The organism is Maribellus maritimus, assembly GCF_022267315.1.
Lineage (GTDB): Bacteria > Bacteroidota > Bacteroidia > Bacteroidales > Prolixibacteraceae > Draconibacterium > Draconibacterium maritimum.
Genome location: NZ_JAIKLE010000002.1, coordinates 130,238 through 147,878 on the forward strand (window position 1 = coordinate 130,238; position 17,641 = coordinate 147,878).

General features: G+C 37.7%; 16 protein-coding genes. 4 read left to right on the forward strand and 12 right to left on the reverse strand.

All coding sequences use genetic code 11. From position 1 onward, the window contains the following. Positions 1–24 precede the first annotated feature (24 nt). Complete coding sequence (gene ftsY / locus K5G00_RS02620; protein WP_238764083.1) at positions 25–975, forward strand: signal recognition particle-docking protein FtsY; 951 nt, start codon at positions 25–27, stop codon at positions 973–975. A 13-nt stretch (positions 976–988) separates the two neighbouring features. Beyond that, positions 989–1,321 (forward strand): TraR/DksA family transcriptional regulator, encoded by a 333-nt coding sequence (locus K5G00_RS02625; protein WP_238764085.1) that lies wholly within the window; start codon positions 989–991, stop codon positions 1,319–1,321. Here K5G00_RS02625 and K5G00_RS02630 read toward each other — a convergent pair. From K5G00_RS02630 to K5G00_RS02650, 5 genes are all read right to left on the reverse strand, one after another. Next, positions 1,318–1,935: a DUF4230 domain-containing protein gene (locus K5G00_RS02630; protein ID WP_238764088.1), complete on the reverse strand. Its 618-nt coding sequence runs from the start codon at positions 1,933–1,935 to the stop codon at positions 1,318–1,320. The two genes, K5G00_RS02625 and K5G00_RS02630, sit on opposite strands and share 4 nt — an antisense overlap. Positions 1,936–1,984: 49 nt before the next feature. Beyond that, positions 1,985–3,151 (reverse strand): serine hydrolase domain-containing protein, encoded by a 1,167-nt coding sequence (locus K5G00_RS02635; RefSeq protein ID WP_238764091.1) that lies wholly within the window; start codon positions 3,149–3,151, stop codon positions 1,985–1,987. A gap of 207 nt (positions 3,152–3,358) precedes the next feature. Next, the gene (locus K5G00_RS02640) at positions 3,359–4,096 is read right to left on the reverse strand and encodes a LytR/AlgR family response regulator transcription factor (RefSeq protein ID WP_238764093.1); all 738 of its coding nucleotides are present in this window, start codon (positions 4,094–4,096) and stop codon (positions 3,359–3,361) included. Beyond that, entirely contained in the window at positions 4,093–5,112 is a 1,020-nt protein-coding gene (locus K5G00_RS02645) for a sensor histidine kinase (RefSeq protein WP_238764096.1), read from the reverse strand. The genes K5G00_RS02640 and K5G00_RS02645 overlap by 4 nt, the downstream gene beginning before the upstream one ends. 155 nt (positions 5,113–5,267) lie before the next feature. Beyond that, positions 5,268–6,494: a dicarboxylate/amino acid:cation symporter gene (locus K5G00_RS02650; RefSeq protein ID WP_238764097.1), complete on the reverse strand. Its 1,227-nt coding sequence runs from the start codon at positions 6,492–6,494 to the stop codon at positions 5,268–5,270. 189 nt (positions 6,495–6,683) lie between these two features. Between K5G00_RS02650 and K5G00_RS02655 the strand changes: the two genes are divergently transcribed. Then, positions 6,684–7,439, forward strand: coding sequence for a hemerythrin domain-containing protein (locus K5G00_RS02655; RefSeq protein WP_238764100.1), 756 nt, complete (start codon positions 6,684–6,686; stop codon positions 7,437–7,439). A gap of 4 nt (positions 7,440–7,443) precedes the next feature. Then, entirely contained in the window at positions 7,444–8,028 is a 585-nt protein-coding gene (locus tag K5G00_RS02660; RefSeq protein WP_238764101.1) for a response regulator transcription factor, read from the forward strand. Between the two features lie 78 nt (positions 8,029–8,106). Here the strand turns inward: K5G00_RS02660 and K5G00_RS02665 are convergent, their stop codons facing one another. The 7 genes from K5G00_RS02665 to K5G00_RS02695 form a co-directional block, all read right to left on the reverse strand. Further along, positions 8,107–8,994 (reverse strand): hypothetical protein, encoded by an 888-nt coding sequence (locus tag K5G00_RS02665; protein ID WP_238764103.1) that lies wholly within the window; start codon positions 8,992–8,994, stop codon positions 8,107–8,109. Between the two features lies 1 nt (position 8,995). Then, positions 8,996–10,378: a di-heme oxidoreductase family protein gene (locus K5G00_RS02670; RefSeq protein ID WP_238764105.1), complete on the reverse strand. Its 1,383-nt coding sequence runs from the start codon at positions 10,376–10,378 to the stop codon at positions 8,996–8,998. 6 nt (positions 10,379–10,384) lie between these two features. Further along, positions 10,385–10,720 carry a hypothetical protein gene (locus K5G00_RS02675; RefSeq protein WP_238764107.1) on the reverse strand — a complete coding sequence of 112 codons (336 nt, stop codon included), beginning with the start codon at positions 10,718–10,720 and terminating at the stop codon, positions 10,385–10,387. A gap of 8 nt (positions 10,721–10,728) precedes the next feature. After that, positions 10,729–12,162, reverse strand: a complete 1,434-nt coding sequence (locus K5G00_RS02680; RefSeq protein WP_238764108.1) for a di-heme oxidoredictase family protein — start codon at positions 12,160–12,162, stop codon at positions 10,729–10,731. Positions 12,163–12,182: 20 nt separating this feature from the next. Beyond that, on the reverse strand, positions 12,183–13,310 hold the full coding sequence (locus K5G00_RS02685) for an imelysin family protein (RefSeq protein WP_238764110.1): 1,128 nt from the start codon (positions 13,308–13,310) through the stop codon (positions 12,183–12,185). Positions 13,311–13,321: 11 nt separating this feature from the next. Then, positions 13,322–14,581, reverse strand: coding sequence for a hypothetical protein (locus tag K5G00_RS02690; protein ID WP_238764111.1), 1,260 nt, complete (start codon positions 14,579–14,581; stop codon positions 13,322–13,324). A 306-nt stretch (positions 14,582–14,887) separates the two neighbouring features. Beyond that, positions 14,888–17,542: a DUF5686 and carboxypeptidase regulatory-like domain-containing protein gene (locus K5G00_RS02695; RefSeq protein ID WP_238764112.1), complete on the reverse strand. Its 2,655-nt coding sequence runs from the start codon at positions 17,540–17,542 to the stop codon at positions 14,888–14,890. Between the last annotated feature and the right edge of the window lie 99 nt (positions 17,543–17,641).

Genomic DNA, 17,641 nt, shown 5'->3' on the forward strand with positions numbered 1-17,641 from the left:
TTTTACTCCTCTAATATATAGAATATGGCCTTATTCGGAAGTTTCAGTAAAAATAAAAAAGAATCCCTTGATCAAGGGCTTTCAAAAACCAAAGAGAGTGTATTTAAAAAACTAAGCCGTGCGGTTGTTGGTAAATCAAAAGTCGACGACGAGGTACTGGATAACCTGGAAGAAGTTCTGATTACCTCTGATGTTGGTGTTGATACAACCCTGAAGATTATTGAACGAATTGAAGAGCGTGTGTCCAGGGATAAATATATGGGAGTTGGCGAACTCAACAATATTTTGAAAGAGGAAATTGCTGCTCTTTTGGAAGAAAATAACACCGAAGACGTTGATGATTTTGAATTGCCTGAAACCGAAGGTCCGTATGTAATTATGGTGGTTGGCGTAAATGGTGTGGGAAAAACAACAACCATAGGAAAACTGGCTTACAACTTTAAACAAGCAGGTAAGAAAGTGGTACTTGGAGCTGCCGATACATTCCGTGCTGCTGCGATTGAGCAATTGGAGGTTTGGGCCCAACGTGTTGATGTTCCTATTGTAAAACAAAAAATGGGATCCGATCCTGCATCAGTCGCCTATGATACGCTTTCTTCAGCAAAAGCAAGCGGCGCTGATGTTGTGATAATAGACACCGCCGGGCGACTGCATAATAAAATTAACCTGATGAATGAACTTTCGAAGATTAAAAAAGTGATGCAGAAAATTGTACCCGACGCACCTCACGAAGTTCTTTTGATTCTGGATGGTTCTACCGGACAAAACGCTTTTGAACAGGCTAAACAATTTACAAAAGCTACAGAAGTGACAGCAATGGCGCTGACAAAGCTTGACGGAACAGCAAAAGGAGGGGTTGTGATTGGGATTTCTGACCAGTTTAAAATTCCGGTAAAATATATCGGTATTGGTGAAAAAATGGAACACCTTCAGATTTTCAGGAGACAGGAATTTGTTGATTCGTTGTTCTCCTAGGAAGTAAATGCAAATGCCGAAACTTAACAAACCTGAAATAAAACAAAAAATTGAATCTGAAATTCAGAGAACAGAAAAGTTGATTTCTGAATATATCGAACTGACTCAACCTGTTGAACCGGAAAATGCCATCGGCCGTATTTCTCGAATGGACGCCATTAACAACAAAAGTGTTACGGAAGCGGCATTGAGAAAAGCCAGGGAAAAGATGGATAAACTAAAGTTTGCACTTTCAAAAATTAATGAAGAGAATTTTGGAATTTGTATTCGGTGTAAAGCACCCATTCCGGTTGGTCGTTTGTTAGTTATGCCACAATCGCAAACTTGTGTAAAGTGTAGTTATTAATCTTTCATTTTATTAGATTCAGGCAGTTTTTCAAGTGGTTTTTCTGTTACCATTTCCCAGCCTACTGAATTTGCGAGTTGACTGATAAACTCAATGGTTTCTTTTACCTGGTTTTCAGCAATCAAATACAAATCACTTTCGTCTACCTTTTCCCGAATAAAATCTTTTGATTTTTTTGAGATATCAGTCAAATCTTTTTCCGAAAGTTTGTTTACTATCCCTTTCTGAATGTCGTAGTATTCCAAATCAGTGTCAATACTAATGATTTGAGGATGAGGGAATTTTGATAGTCTTATTTTTTTGTTTGTTGAATCAACCTTAATATCAATCTGTGTTAAATCAAAGCCAACCATTACCCTGGCCTTTACAATAAGGATTACTTTCTTTTCCAGTTGCAAGAGGTTAAAGAATATATTCTTCCCGTTTCGGTGGGTGAATATCTCCGAAAACTCACCCTCAACAGTTACCAGTTTAAAAACCTGTTTTATCTGTTTTAGTAATACTGCTGACTGTTCCTTTAGTTGTTGCGTGTTTTTGTATTTGTAGTAATACATCGAAATTACCGCGCCTGCAGCAAGCCCCAGAATTACTCCCAGCAAAATAAGAGTCTCCATAGTATTCTATTTTCAACCCTAATTTATAACTTTTTAGAGAAACCCCGAATTATTTATCCGATGCAGCTGAATTCGAAGCCTCACCGGCTGATTGCTCAGGCTTTTCAGGTTCCGGTAAAAAATAAGTTGCTATTTTATAATCCGGTGGCTCCTGCATACTCATTGTGGCATTGACCGTGCAGGCCACAATGAGTTCTTCTTCCGGAAAAATGAGGATGGTAGCTCCACCACCAATAACAGAACCTGTTCTGGCATAAATTTTCCTTCCGTAATTATCCTCAAGAATCATCCAGCCGTTGCTGTTTTGGGCCAGAAATCCTGATTTTAATTCCGAAAGAGTAAAAATCCGGTTTTTTGTGTCTTCAGAAATATAATCTGAGAACAAAAAAGCGTTTCCTAATTTTACCAGATCTTCTGCATTTGACAATAAACCTTTTGAAGGAGCCTGTGAACGTAAATCAACGGAGGTGGCATTGATGAGTAATGCAACAATATTATGATCGTAAAAATCGCTCCTTCCTTTTATCGTTCCAAGGGGTTGATCAAAAACTGTATTTTCCAGGTGTAAAGTATCGATTACCAATTCCTGAACAATTTTTTCAAAATTTTTACCGGTTGCCTTTTCCATTACAGCGCCAAGAAGATTGTAATTCAATGAAGAAGCATACTGATAATATCCTGGTTCTGCCATCAAAGAGTCGTCCTTAAAGGAGTCAATTCCTTTTTGCAGATTAAGATTAAATTTGGTTTTGTATTCTTCACCGGCTCGTTCCGGGTGAATTCCGGAAGTGTTATTAACGAGGTTTTCCAGTGTGATTTTATATTTTTTTTCGGGGAATTCAGGCATGTAATACTGCACAGAAGAATCGGGATGAAGTGTCCCTTTTTCAACAAGTAACTGATAAGTAAGAGAGGTAAAAAGCTCAGTTAACGAACCAGTTCTAAATTTGGTATTGCGAGTCGCCGGAACATCCAAATCTTTTGATGCAAGCCCCATGGCTTCGGAGTAAATGATTTCTCCTCCCTTTGAAATGGCAATTGATCCTCCAGGGATAGAATTGCTTGTCAGGTAAAAGCTAAAATCTTTTCTGACCTTTTTTATCGCATCGATGTACTTTTTATTGTAAACGATGTCATTGTTATCTCTTTTACAATTGGTAAGACCAATTAAAATGGCCAGTAAAAAAACAACGAATTTCAATTTTTTTAATTCCATTTTGTTAGGTTTTCTGATTTTGCAAACAGGTGCAAAAATAGGGATTTCAATAAAATTTCAAATATTAAAAGATGTGAAATTTTTGGCTGGCTGAGAATTGTTGAAGCTACTCTTTTCAAAAAAATGAAAATAAGAGTATTTCGTCGGATAACTGAGAGATAAATCTTATGGAGGCCTGAATAAATTACAGGATACACGAAGTTTTGCTTAAATAAAATTCTTTTTATTCAACATATTGAAAAATGGCACTTTGTAGCTGTTGCTCACGGGAATAAGTTTGTTTTTTATTTTTATGGCGTTATTTTCAATGTAGTCGATTTTATCGATGGCAATGATATACGATTTGTGTACCCTGATAAATTTTTTTGGATCAAGAACTTCCTGAATTGTTTTGAAATTTAGCAAGGTCATTATTTTGCTATCCTCTGTGTGAATTTGAAGATAATCACGCATCCCTTCGATGTACAGAATTTTATTAAAATAGACTTTCACCGTTTTATTCCCTGATTTTATAAAAGTATAATCAGGAGCTGTTACAGTTTGATGAATTTCACCTGAAGTCTGGTGGTTTTTGTGGGAGGCCTCCCTCAGGAAACGGGCATATACTTTTTCCACAGCTTTTACAAAACGTTCAAAAGGAATGGGTTTCAAAAGATAATCCATCACGTCCAATTCGTAGGCTTTTAAAGCATATTCATCGTAGGCTGTGGTTAAAATTACATAGGGTGGATCTTTTATCGTCTCCAGAAGCTGGATACCTGTAAATTCGTCCATTTGTATATCGAGGAAAATAAGGTCGATTTTATTTTCACGAAGAAATGAAAATGTAGAGAGGGCATTGTCAAAAGTTCCCAGCAGATTTAAATAATCAATCTTATCAGCGTACCTTTTTATTTTTTTCAGGGCTAAAATTTCGTCGTCAACGGCAATACAATTCATTTTCATGATAAAGGTACTTTTAGGTAAACATCAAATTTATCCATATCGCGATTAATATCAAAAATGAAATTTTCTCCGTACATGAGTTTTAGTCTTTTTTTCACAATTTTCAGTCCGTTACCGCTACTGTTATCAGGTAATTTGAAATCATTTCGTTTGACATGGTTTGAGGTTTTTAATTCAATAAATTCATTTTCAACTTTGAATGAAATCTGGATGCCGGGTGATTTTACCTGTTTATTGCAGTGTTTTACCGCATTTTCGATAATCGGTATAAACAGAAGCGGCGGAATCAATTTGCCGGCAGAGGAGCCTGTTGTCTCAAATTTTAAAAATTTAGGATTTTCAAAACTTAGCTTGGCCAGTTCAAGATAATCCTCGATATAAGTTAGTTCCCTATCCAACCTGACTTTTTCTTCGGCAGATTCCTGTAACATGTAACGCATAATTTTTGAAAGCAGAAATATGGCATTTGAAGCTTTCTCTTTATCTTCGAAAATCAATGCATCAATGTTGTTCAAAACATTAAACAGAAAATGCGGATTTACCTGAGAGCGTAATATACCTAGTTCAGATTGTACTGTTTTTCTTTCCAGTTCCGATTGGTTGAGCTGTATTTTTGTAGAGTAACTAAACAATTTCAGTGCGGAGGCAGTTCCAACTATCATAAAATTGGAAAGAAGTGAGTAAAAGAGTTCTACGGTTAAAGCTTTCCGGCTTACCCAAAATCCAAGCCGCGGTTGTATTACGAAATTGATATATCTGGAAATAAGAATATTGATTGTAAAAGCAGTTAGTACGCCAATTAAAAGTACAGGAAGATTACGGTTTTTGATAAAAAAACGAGGAATCAAAAAACTGATAACAAAATAAACCGTGAAAACATCAAACGGCAAATAAATCATATTTATAAATGCATCTGTTTCAAAACCATACGACAAAATAAAAGGTATGGTATAAAATGCATAAATAAATATCCAAAAAAGAATGTGGTTTAAAATCCGATATTTAAAGATTTTCATTTAACCAATATTGTAACTATTACACAATGGTAAACTTTTTCTCTGAAAAAAATACTGACTTTCTGCCACTTATACAATTAATTCTGCAATTGTTGTTTGTAGATGATAAGTTTTCTTTTGCAGATTAAATCCTGTTTTTTGCCTACAAAAAAGTGCTAGATAGCAACACTGGTTTCCTCATTTTCTGAACGGGCGATGGTTACTGCGCCACAACTGTCGCTCCAAACATTAACAGAAGTACGAATCATATCCAGAATCCGGTCTACTGCCAGAATTAATCCTATTCCTTCCAGGGGCAGCCCTACTGCCGTTAATACAACAGTTATCATTACCAGTCCGGCCATTGGAATTCCGGCTGCACCAATTGATGCAAGCAATGCCGTAACTACGACCAAAGCCTGTTGTGCAATACTCAGTTCCACGCCGTAAACCTGTGCGATAAACATGGCCGCAATACACTCATAAAGTGCTGTACCATCCATATTTATTGTGGCTCCAAGCGGCAATGTAAAACTTGATATTTTATTTGATACTCCGCTGTTATTCTCTAAAGCATCCATTGTCAGCGGCAATGTTGCACTTGATGAAGATGTGGAGAATGCGGTTAGCAGCGGGGTAATCATATTTTTCATGTGGGCAAACGGCCTGGCTTTTCCTATAAAACGAACAATTAAAGGCAGGGAAACAAAAGCATGTATCATAAGAGCAACAAAAACACAAAGACTGTAAATGGCCAAACTTCCGGCAATACTTGCTAACTGATCAGAGTTTCGGGCAACTTCGCTTGCTACAATACCAAAAATTCCAAATGGTGTAAATTTTATGATGAACAAGGTTATTTTCATCATTACCTCAAAAACAGCATTAAAAAAAGTAGTCAGCGAATCTTTATATTTTCCTTCTACTTTGGTGATAAAAAAACCAAAAATTACTGCGAAGAAAATCACAGATAAAATAGAGCCCTGCGCCATTGCATCAACAATGTTGTCGGGAATCAAACGATAGAAAATATCTTTTACCGAACCTGCATTTTCAGCTAAACCTTCAACCGATTGGGTAAACCCCATTTCAACACCTACTCCGGGTTTTACAATATTTACAACAAACAAGCCGGTAACAATGGCAAGTGTACTTGTTCCCAAATAGTAGGTGAGTGTTTTCAGTCCCAGCCTGCCGAGGTTTTTTCCTTCGCCCATACTCGTAACACCACTAATTATAGAACTAAAAATAAGAGGTATAATAACCATCTTTAAAGCCCTGAGAAAAATATCGCCCATCCAGGCAACATATTTAACCCCATCGGGTACAAAATATCCAAAAAGCACAGAAAGGATTAATGCAATTAGTATTTGCCAATGAAGTTTTAATTTTTTTATTTTCACGTTTTGGTCTTTTATATTTTTAATCGGAAGTTGCTAATTTATCTCTTTTCATACAGATGCCAAATTTCTTTCTGTCCATTTTAGTAGTTCTTATTATTTGATAATGTACCGAGGGTAAAAAATAGCAACAAATTGGGATTTTAAGGATTTATTTTTATTGTTTACTTCGTAATCATAAAATTTAGTTTAATGAGTAAATACACATTATTTTCGGCACAAATGAAAATGGCCGACATCGTTTATCATAATTATTTATTAATACCGGTACTGGGAAGATTCGGTATAAAATACGGTTTTAGGAATAGAACGGTTGAAGAAGTATGTCGGCAATATAACATAAATACATGGTTTTTTCTTGAGATTGTGAATGCTTACCATAACCGGGATTATTTTCCAACAGAAAAACTGAGAGACTTTTCATTTTCCGATATCATAGCTTATTTGGTTAATACACATCGTTATTTTCAGAAAGTTAAAATACCTGAAATTCAGGTATTTATTGATAAGTTGATGAATTCTGCTCCGGAAGAGAACAGTAAAAACATCAAGTTACTTGATGATTTTTTTAAAAAATATGTAGAAGAAATTGATTTGCATTTTTCACACGAAGAGGAGGATGTTTTTCCATACATAGAGCAAATTGGACAGGCTATCGATTCCGGGAATGTAGCCGAAGAACTTATTGAAAGAATTATTAATGAGCCGATTGAGGAATACGAAAGACAACATGATAACCTCGAAATAAAACTTAATGATCTTAAAAACCTGATTATTAAATATCTGCCTCCGCACGATAACGTTGAATTGGTACAGAAATTACTTACTGAATTGTTCCGGGTTGAAATTGATTTGAATGACCATTCGCGTATTGAGGAGAAAGTGCTGGTTCCCAAAGTCAAATCTTTTGAACAAAGTATTCTGAAAAAAAGTGGCGTATCAAATTAAGAAAATGACTGTAATTATTGCAGTTTCGCAGGTTTTAACACGGCTTGGGATTAAAACATTCTTAAGCGTAATCGGTATAGAGCCGGAGTACAAGGAACTTGCTCATTTGGATGAGCTTGATTCGGTTATTCCGCCAGGTTCAAAATCGTATTTAATCATAGAACAGTCATTATTGGTAAAACCGGAATCGGAGTACCTTCTGAATATCGCAAAAAAATACAGTAAAAGTAAGATATTGATTATTGGTAACCGGGTGATTAAAAATTGTCCGTGCAGCCATTTTGTGCTTAATAGTGACAACCGGCAGGAAATACTTGAAAAATTCCAGGATTTTTTTAGCGAAAAAGACGATACTTCAACAGTAAACGGTGCCGAGGATATTTTAAGTGACCGGGAAACGGAAGTGCTGAAAGAAGTTGCAAAAGGATTGGCCAACAAGGAAATTGCAGATAAACTGTATATCAGCATCAATACGGTAATTACCCATCGGAAAAATATTACTGAAAAACTTGGGGTTAAAACTGTGTCAGCGCTTACGGTTTATGCTTTAATGAATAAACTAATAACACCCGAGGAAGCAATAAAATAGTTTTTATTTCCCAACCGCTATCATAATAAATGAGGATGTACAAATTATTGTTATATCAACTAACTATACTCAAAAAAGTTATTCCGGCGAAACAGAAAGGCCTGCCATATTTTTAAATATTTCCTGCAGCTTTTTGCAATTTTTTAGCTCTTCTTTTGCTTCCGGATAAACATATTTTTGCCGGTTAAGATAATTGTTGATTAACAAAATCTGAATGGGAGAGAGGTTTTGTAATTTTTCTGTTAGCAATGTTTGAATACTAAATTTACGCAATACTTTTTGTTGATCTGCTGTATTTAAAGCGATAGTTAATTCATTGGGATGTGTATTTTGAATGTCTGAAAAATAGGTTTTCCAATCGTTTGTATTTTTATCATTTTTAAATCCGGGATGTATGGTTTCATGAATATTCATCACAAGGCTGTTCTTCTTGTGGTAAACGATATTCCATAAGGTAAAGCAGGTAAAAGCTCCACCAGCTACCAGTGTTTCATTTTTGACAGAAATAGTGGCGCCGCTGGTCGCATCTGTTTTTTGTGCATTCAGTCGAACCAGTTTTTCTTCATCTGTTTCTTTGAGTTTTGAAAAGGGATTATTTAATACGGTAAAAAGCTGATAGTAGTCGTTTTTGTTAAATTTTTCATGCCCGATTTTTGTTAAAGGCTTTTTTTCAGGTATTGAAAGACCGAGGAAATTTCCGGTTATATCCCAGTAAAGAGTAAGTTCAGCGGGTTTACATTCTCCGGTGCTGCAAACTTCTGTAAATATGTTACGGCAATAAAAGAGCGGATTTTGTGCTCTGTCTACAACTAACATGGTACTGTCATCTGCAATTTCCTTATTTGTCGCCGGGAGCATTGAAAATTCATTTTTGTAAAAAGGAAATTGTTCTTTTTGTTGAGTTCCCTTTGTGTGAAATTCAGCAAAAAACAGAAGAGCCAATATGCTTAAAATAAGAATTTTCATTTTAAAGTGCATTTAGAAAAGTGAGTAAGGCATCGCGTTCCGATTTACTCAGTTTCATAAATTCATCTCTCGATTTTTCAGCTTCTCCACCATGCCACAAAATTGCTTCTGTTAAGTTGGCGGCTCTTCCATCGTGTAAAAAATGGGTATGTCCATTGGCAAGGTTCGTAAGCCCGATTCCCCACAGTGGTCTTGTTTTCCACTCTTTGCCATTTGCAAGATACTCGGGTCTGTTATCGGCCAGACCGTCGCCCATGTCGTGTAAAAGCATGTCGGTGTAGGGATATATTTTCTGATTACTTATTTCCGGGATACCTTCAAAGTGACCGGTGTTAAATGATGGAACATGACAGGCAGTGCAGTTTATTTTTTCGAACAATTTTCGACCCTGTACAACTTCCGGGTCATCAAAATTTCTTCCGGCCGGCACACCAAGTGTCATGGCGTAAAAAGTAACGTTTTCGAGGGTTTCCATATCAAGCTCAACCGCATGCTCGGCGTTGTCGCCATTGGTTTGGCCATAGGAACTTTCCACAGGTTTTACCGGATTTGTAACTCCCATATCTTCGTTGTAGGCTCCGGCCGACTGAACCAAAACACTGGGGGTTCCGGCTTTCCATCCAAAACGGCCAAGAGCGGTCGTTTCCGAAACAGGGTCCCATACATAATTTGGTTTTCCGGATATTCCGTCGCCATCCATATCATTCATATCTGCATTGGCAACTATATCATCCTCCGGGATTGCTTCCAGAAGTCCGAGTCCAAAAACAGGCATTCCAATTCGGGGAGATAACATTACATTTGCAGGTAAGGCTGTGTAAGGATTAATAATGGAATAAACCGGTTTTTTTAATGTTATTGCGGTGCCATCATCAAAAATCATTTCAATGTTTTCATATTCAATGGCCATTTCTGCTTCTTTAGCGTAACCATAATTGGCCTGATGTTGCAACTGGGTTCCAAATCCTTCGACCGGTGCCGGGCCATTGTTTTCATCCGTACCCGGTACACTTATTTTAAAGAAAAATCCACTGATATCATTAAGCTGGATTGGGAAGGCTGCACGACCGTCGCCCGGGTGACAGGAGATACAGGAATTGTTGTTGAAAATGGGGCCAAGTCCGCCGTTTACAGGTGAATCTCCGGAAACAAAAATATCTTCAAAAGCGGCGTCTCCTTTTAAATGTTTTTCAAGATTATTGGCAGTTAAATTTGGGGCCGGGCTTGAAATGGCGGTGCTGCTTTGCAGATAAACTGTTGTTTCTCCACCGGCTTTTTCTCCTTCAATTTTAGTTGGAACTGTTTCTACTTCTTTTGTACAAGATGCAAAAAAAACAATCAAAAAAATCAATAATAATCCTCTGCACATCGACCTCTTCATCATTCTATTTTAGTTATTAGTCGCTCCCTGGTTTATCCATTCTTTTAAAATTTTTATCTGGCTTGAAGGGATGTCAATATTTTCGGGGTGTCCGTTTTCAAGTTGAATAACAATTGCACTTTGGTTTGCTTTTCCCGGAGTCACATATCCGCCTTCTGTAAGTTGGTTGTAACTTACATTTTCATGAAGATTTGGCTCCTGCCTTCCTCCGTAGTGACATGCAGTGCATGTAATTTCCAGAAATGGGGCGATATCCTGCGAAAAAGAGATGATTTTGTTTTCTTCTTTACCGCAGGATAATAAAAGAAAAGCGACCATGAGTACGATTGTTATTTTTCTTTCCATCGAACAATTTATATTGATGCACAAAACAGGATTAACGCTTCCCTGTCTTCTTTTGCCAGGTTTCTAAAAAATTCACGTGAATCTTCAGCTTCTCCAAAATGCCAGAGAATAGCTTCTTCAAAATTACGGGCACGCAAATCATGAAACATATCCGTATGGTTGGCTGCTTTGTTCATTAATCCGCGTCCCCACAACGGAGGTGTGCGGTATGTACGAAATCTGCCCTGGTTTTCATCTCCCATGTCATGCATCAGAAGATCGGTGTATGGCCAGATTTTTTGGTTTGAATATTCGGGAATGTATTCGTAATCTCCTGTTGTCCATGAAGGTTTATGGCATTCTGCACATTTCCCTTCATAAAAAAGATTTTTGCCTTGCTGCACATCAGGATCACCGAGGTTTCGGGCGGCAGGAACAGCAAGTCCTCTGTGCCAGACCATAAAATCAAGCAAATCATCATAAGAGAGTTCTGCTTTCTGTGGGCCATGTAGTCCGGTGGTATCTATCCCGAGTTCGTGCTGTTTTTCTATCCATTGAGTAGTCGCATAAAGATTGGGACGGTCTTCCCTTGTAATATTTGAAATACTGTACAATGCGTTGTATCCAGGTCCGTTTTGTAAGGTAGCCCGACTGCAATGCCAGGTAAATTTTCCCAGGTGTTGTTTCCCGTCAAAGCTTTCGGTAATCCACGGTCCGTGCTGCCCCTTTATAACGCCATCCATCGCCTGTTGCCGTTCGTATTCATCAATTATACTTTCATCGGCAATGGCATCCAGTAAACCGGTTCCGTAGATTCCTATTGTTGCTTCGATGGAAACTTTATAGCCTGCCGGTAAATCCATAATACAATTTATAAGTTCGGCAGTTGGGTAAATCAATGTCCCTTCAATTGCCTTCCCTGCATTGTATGGCGTTCCGTCAGGATATTTATTCCCATATTCATCTACAAACTGATTCCATGTAATGTCAACTCCTTCGGCAGGAGGTACAAAAGGTGCAACAGCATGTGTTTGTAACATTACCGTAAATCCGGGCACAATCGATCCGTCAGGCATATGTACAAAGGCAATATATCCGTTTCCATGGTCAACCGAGAAATCGTCGACACGTTGTGCTCTTCCATATCCGGGATGACAAGAAATACAAGATGTTTTAATATAAACAGGCCCCAGACCTCCAAAAGGTACATCGGAATCTGAAACAAAAGTACCTTCAAAAAAAGCTTCTCCATTTAGAAAAGCATTCAAATCTGAAATAGCAGGCGACGGTTGTTCGAAACATTTTGATGTTTCGTTAAAAACAGTTCCGTTGATTCCTCCTGAATAATATTCCTCTGCGAGAACTTCATCTTCGGGTGTCCCAATGCTATCATCCTTTACACATGAAGCAAAAAGGAGAACAACGGTAAATAAAAAGATGTTTTTTATACAAGATAGTTTCATTTTTGGTTTGGTTTTTAATTTTACTGAAGGAGATTTTTGATTTTTTGCAAGGAGTTGAACAGTTCTGTGCAGGCAGCAATTGCTTCGGAAGTTCCGCTTTCATTGTCAAGATTATTTCTGAAAGGTTCTCCGATTGCATCGATTTTGGAAAGTGCTGTTGCAATGTTTGTTTTTATTTCAGTATCGAGCGCTGCATCTTCGCCGGCAACAAAAGCAGAAATGCTTGTTCCGCGGTTGTTTTCATCGGCTCCTCCCAGATAAGCATTTTCAATACTTCTGATATTATTCTTAAAATCAGTCAGCGAATTCCAACTGTACCATGATTCAACATCCAAAACATTTTTTGATTCAACCGGATCGGCGATTTTTGCATTCCCGACTTCATCTGCAATATCCATCGCTCCCTGAATAATTTCTTCAACAGCCGAGAACTGTGTATTGTAGCGACTTCCGGCAAGCCCGGCACTTTTTATTTCATCACCAAATGCGTCACCGGTTTCTATTTCTGCTTCTGCAAGGATGCTTTGTTTGTTTGCATTCAGATTGTCGGTGCCAACCCACCACGATTCAAGAGTAATACAGTCTTGTGCAAGAATAAGGGCTACAGCTTTTAAATAACTATATTCTGTTGCAGTTATATCGGCTCCGGTTCTTGCCTGTCCGTCCCTGAACAACAGGTATTCAACAGCATGAAAACCACGTAAAGAGGCTCCAAGATTATCGCGTACATAGCCGGCACTCATTTCTATTTCTCCACTTTCAACATCAGTTAAAACCTGGTCAAGTTGGTTTTTATCCAGGGGCCAGGTGTCGAGCAGCGGGTCAAGGTTATTAAATGCGGCAGGTCCAAATAGAAAAGCCTCACTTTTCTCCCAGTGTTCACGTGTATCTTTCCATGCATCGGCAGCAGCAACCACTTCATCATCGGTGATTCCGTCTTCAAAGGCTTCCAGTGCAGTTGTCAGCAGAATTGAATTGTCAGCCATGGAAGTATAGGTGGCAATTACCGTTTTATCCGTATAATCTGTTAGTATTTCAGTCAGAAGATTGTCTTGTTCCGAGCCTGTTATGTCGTTGTCATTATCACACGAATAACTAACAAACAAGAGCAAACTCAGCAACACTAAATTATTGATACATTTTTTCATCGTAATATATTTTAATGGTTAAATATTCCAGCGAATACAATGCCGATGCTAAAAGTATTTTCCTGGTTGTAAGGCGCTTCAAAAACACGCATATTGTACTCCGCTTTTATTCCGATTTCGGGGAGAGGAAAATAGTTTATCCCGGCTGTATACAAGTTTCTTTTGTAGCGTTTATCAGCAAGCATACCTTCAACAGTATTTTGCATTGAGTTGTAATAGGTATAATGGAGAAAAAGAAAAAGTTTGTCGTTTTGTGCAGGCACAAGTGAAAAAATATCATACCCGGCCTCCACCAACACCGACATAGCATTTTTCGCTACATCGGTGTGTGGCGAGGGCGCCGCATTGGGCAAATTTTTGTTGATTTTTGATATTTCTGCCGACTCCGACAAATTCCCGTAAATAAGATTTGTTCTGGCTAAAAAGTTGTGTGTTTTATATTCTGCTTCCGCCGAACCAATAAGCACTGTTCCGTTTGACTCTGCATACCGGTCGGCCTTTAAACTGTTTTGCGCACTGTTCCCCACGTAGCCACTAAGTGCCCAGCGTAGTCCGTTAACCGAATAATTGTCGATTCTGACTACTCCGGCCATATTGGTTGCCAGTTTATACTCATAAGGTGAAACACTCCCGCCGTTTACCCAGTTTGCCGAACCAAATGCATCAACATCTAAACCATTAATAATCTGGGCTTCATAGCGCCACATTCCAAGACGCCCGTAAACGCTGATACCGTTATCGTGCCAGGTTTGTGGGATAATTGTATTTTCTCCTTCCGGCCGCAAAACCGTAAAATATTCTGTTGGTAAATGTTGGTAATTTGTTATCCCAACCGGAACAATAACATGCCCGGCGCGAATATTAAATCGAGAACTAAAACTTTTTTCCAGCCAAAATTGCTCAAGAATGATTTCGCCACCCTTTTCAACTTCCTGTTCATATTCGCCAAATTCTTCTGCTTCTATTTCAACTTCCGAAGCTGTGCCTCCGTGTTCAAATTCAATTTCTGAACCCAGTTTCCAGTTATTGTCAAAAAGATATTCGAGTGAAAAAACAAGATGAGGAACATCGGTTTGAGCCCGTTTTTCATTTTCGGTAAAATTTTCAGGATAGGTGTAACGGTTAAAGTCTGCCGAATAGTTATATCGTTGATAGGTTATTTCTCCGTAGCCGCCAATTTTTAACCGCGGTTCTTTTTCTGTTTTTTGTTGGGCCGGAATTTCGGAACAAAAGAAAATCAATATAAAAAGGGCATAAAAATTTTTAATCATAGGAACATCTTTTAGGAAAAGTCAAAAGTAGAGATTGACCAGAGCCTTCACAATCCTCATTTTTTATGAAATTTCCCTACCCCTGAAAAATTCCATGAGAACAAATTATGTCTGAGCCTGGATTTGTTTATGAAAGTTCAATGATATTTTAAGTTGTTGATTGTTTGTTTTATACGACAGGTGGAGTTTGTGTCGGGATTTTTTTATTTTAGAACAATTGGTTTCTTTTACTCAGGTTTTTTGCAAAGTGCACTTTAGCTTATCCTGTTTTATGATGAAGTTGAAAAATTGCATTCCGAAGAATTATTAGAAACCGGCGATAGAAAATTTAACAGAAATACTTTCAAAACTGCTTTCACTAAAACCGGCAAAAACGCCAAAGTTACCTACAAAAAAGAGGTTATTTAAACTGTAACCCGCTTCCCAGTAATTATTCAGAGTTGGAGTGCTCAGATAGTTTAAATGAAAACTTTCGCTCCATGTACGTTTGTTAAAAAGCGATAAATAACGTATCAACAGGTATTCTGTCCGGAATTCAAAACCCGCATTGATATATTTATCACTGGTGCTGAATTCATAATCGTTCAGCAATTGAAAAGTGTGTGTGAAGTTTTTAAACGGAACAATAATTTCGGATATTTGAAAGTGTTTGAATTGAGAAAAATGCAACTGATTGGCGTTAAAAAAGTACCCCGTGCTCAACTGCCAGTCAATTCCGGAAGTAGGAGTGAGGTTGGCCTGGTGCCGGAATTTAAAATCAAGGCGGCTAAAGTCTGACGTTGAATTCACAATTCCTTTAACTCCTTGTTTGTAGGAAAGCAGAAAATCATAAAAATCAGAAATCATCAGGAAACCGGAATTTTGTAGCCAGGGTTTTCGCTGGTATTTTCGGTAGCTCAAACCAAGGGCATAAACCAAACTTTTCTGTTCCTGCAAAAAAGGGCTGTTTATATCCAATCCCTTTGGAATATTAGGCGAATATTCTTTTTTGTCGGACAAAGAGTAACTCGCATTATTTTCTAACGGAGAAAAGTGGTTGTAATCGACCAGGCCTTTTAGATAAAAACTTTTAAATGCTTTTTGGGCCATATTAAAACGGAAAAATCCGGTTTCGTACAGTCGCATATAATTTTCGCCAAAAAACCAGGAGCTGATTGAGTTTAGGTCGGGGTTAATCCCCTGGTCGTTAAATTTAAAATCCCGGCTTTCTTTTCCAAATGATATTTCCAGTTGATTGTTTTTTGCCAAAAGATTTTGAAAACGCGAATTTACCGACCAGAAAATGGCTTTGCGGTTAAAGGCATAACCCATTTCAGGTGTCACTCTGACATATTTCCCTGAATCCAAATCGGCAAAAAAACGAACGGATTGTTTGTATTTGTACCCGTCAACCGCATTGTAATCGGCATTTTCTGTTGCAAGTAATCCCGGATAACTGACCCGAACCATTGAATCTCTGTATAAATCAGGATATCCGGTAAAAATTTTCATTGCTACCGAATTTTTGAAGCCGGTTTTTGAATCGGCGGTTGAATCAGGTTTTTGTGTTTTCATTTTTACCAGTGAGTCACTCATGGCATAACTCTTAATTTCAGCCGGTGTTAAGGGAATTGTCCTGACGGAATCCCAGGCAAAAGTATCACTCGCAAGTGTGTCTTTTCTTTCTTCAATGTTGTAATTGCTGTTGTAGGAAGAAGCAAAAGTAGAATCCTGGTACTGCTCTTTTAAAATTTTGCGGTTTAAACGTGCAACTTTACGAACATCTTTATTACTTAATTCATCTTTTGAACTTAAGCGCGCAACTTCATCTCTTAGTTCAATTTCTTTTTTATTTACCTCTCTTTTTTGTGTGTTCGTTGGTTCTTTTGTTGCTGTTTGACTGGAAACCGGTTCGTTTTCTTCAACTGATTTGTATTGTAAAGTTGCTCCGTAATAAAATTCGCCTTTTAAGCCGAGCAGAGAAAAGTCGCCGTTAATAATATGTGAAACCGGCATCCAGTTTTCATTTCCAAGATTTTCGTATTGTTGTTTAATCCGGTAGTGAAAAAATTCGATTCGGGCATTAAAATCTATATTGTAAATACACCAGAGTTTATCTACAATGTATATGGTCCCGGAAACCAATTCGTCGCTTTTTCGTTTGGGCTCAACTTTTATTTTGAAAACATCAAATTTTCCAACCGTTATAAAGCCCTGGTATTCGTAATTATAGTGGTTTAACGCTGTTGCTGAAAGGGGTGAAATAACCTGATTTGGTCGCTCTTCATAAAAAGTAGACGTCATTAATCCCATCATCGGAGGTTCATCAAAACCAGTAAGCGATGTTTTTTTACTTATCACTTCCTGTTTATAACTTTCAGGATAATCATAAGTTATTTTGTTTTGCGATTCGATAACATAGGTTACATCCTCCTTAAAAGCATCTTTAAGTTTTTTATCATTTATCTCTATTCGGTTTTGATAAAGTTTAGGAATATTGGTAAATGTAAAATTGCTTTTTATATATAAATTGGCTTCATAATGTTTTATTTTTTCACGGAAATAGGCCGCATTTGCCATTGCTTTCCTGATAATATAATAGGCCGGGTCTTCTTTTCCCGGAAAAACTTTAATTTCTTTTATCTGATATTCCTGCTGCAGCAGTACGATGTCAAAAAGCAGAGAGTCGGAAGCCAACGTTATCTCTTTTTCAATTTGCTGATATCCAAGTGACCGAATTAAAAAATGATAAGTGCCTTTTTCAAGATTCAGACTGTAATTCCCATTGGCATTTGAAATGGTTCCTTCACGGGTTTCTGAAACAAAAATTGTGGCATAAGGTACGGCTTCATTTTGCTCGTTGACGATTTTTCCGTAAAGGTTTTGTCCCGAAATTACAGATGGAAAAAAAAGGCTCCCGCATATAAAAAAAAGAAGGGAAACTGTAAACTTGAATTTCTTCTGCAGGGTGTTTTCCGGCATGGTTTCAACTGTTTTTAATTGATGGTTGCGCGAATATAATGGCTTTTTGGAAAACGAAACGCCGGGCAAAAGTAAAATTAAGAAAGACAATGCGGAATT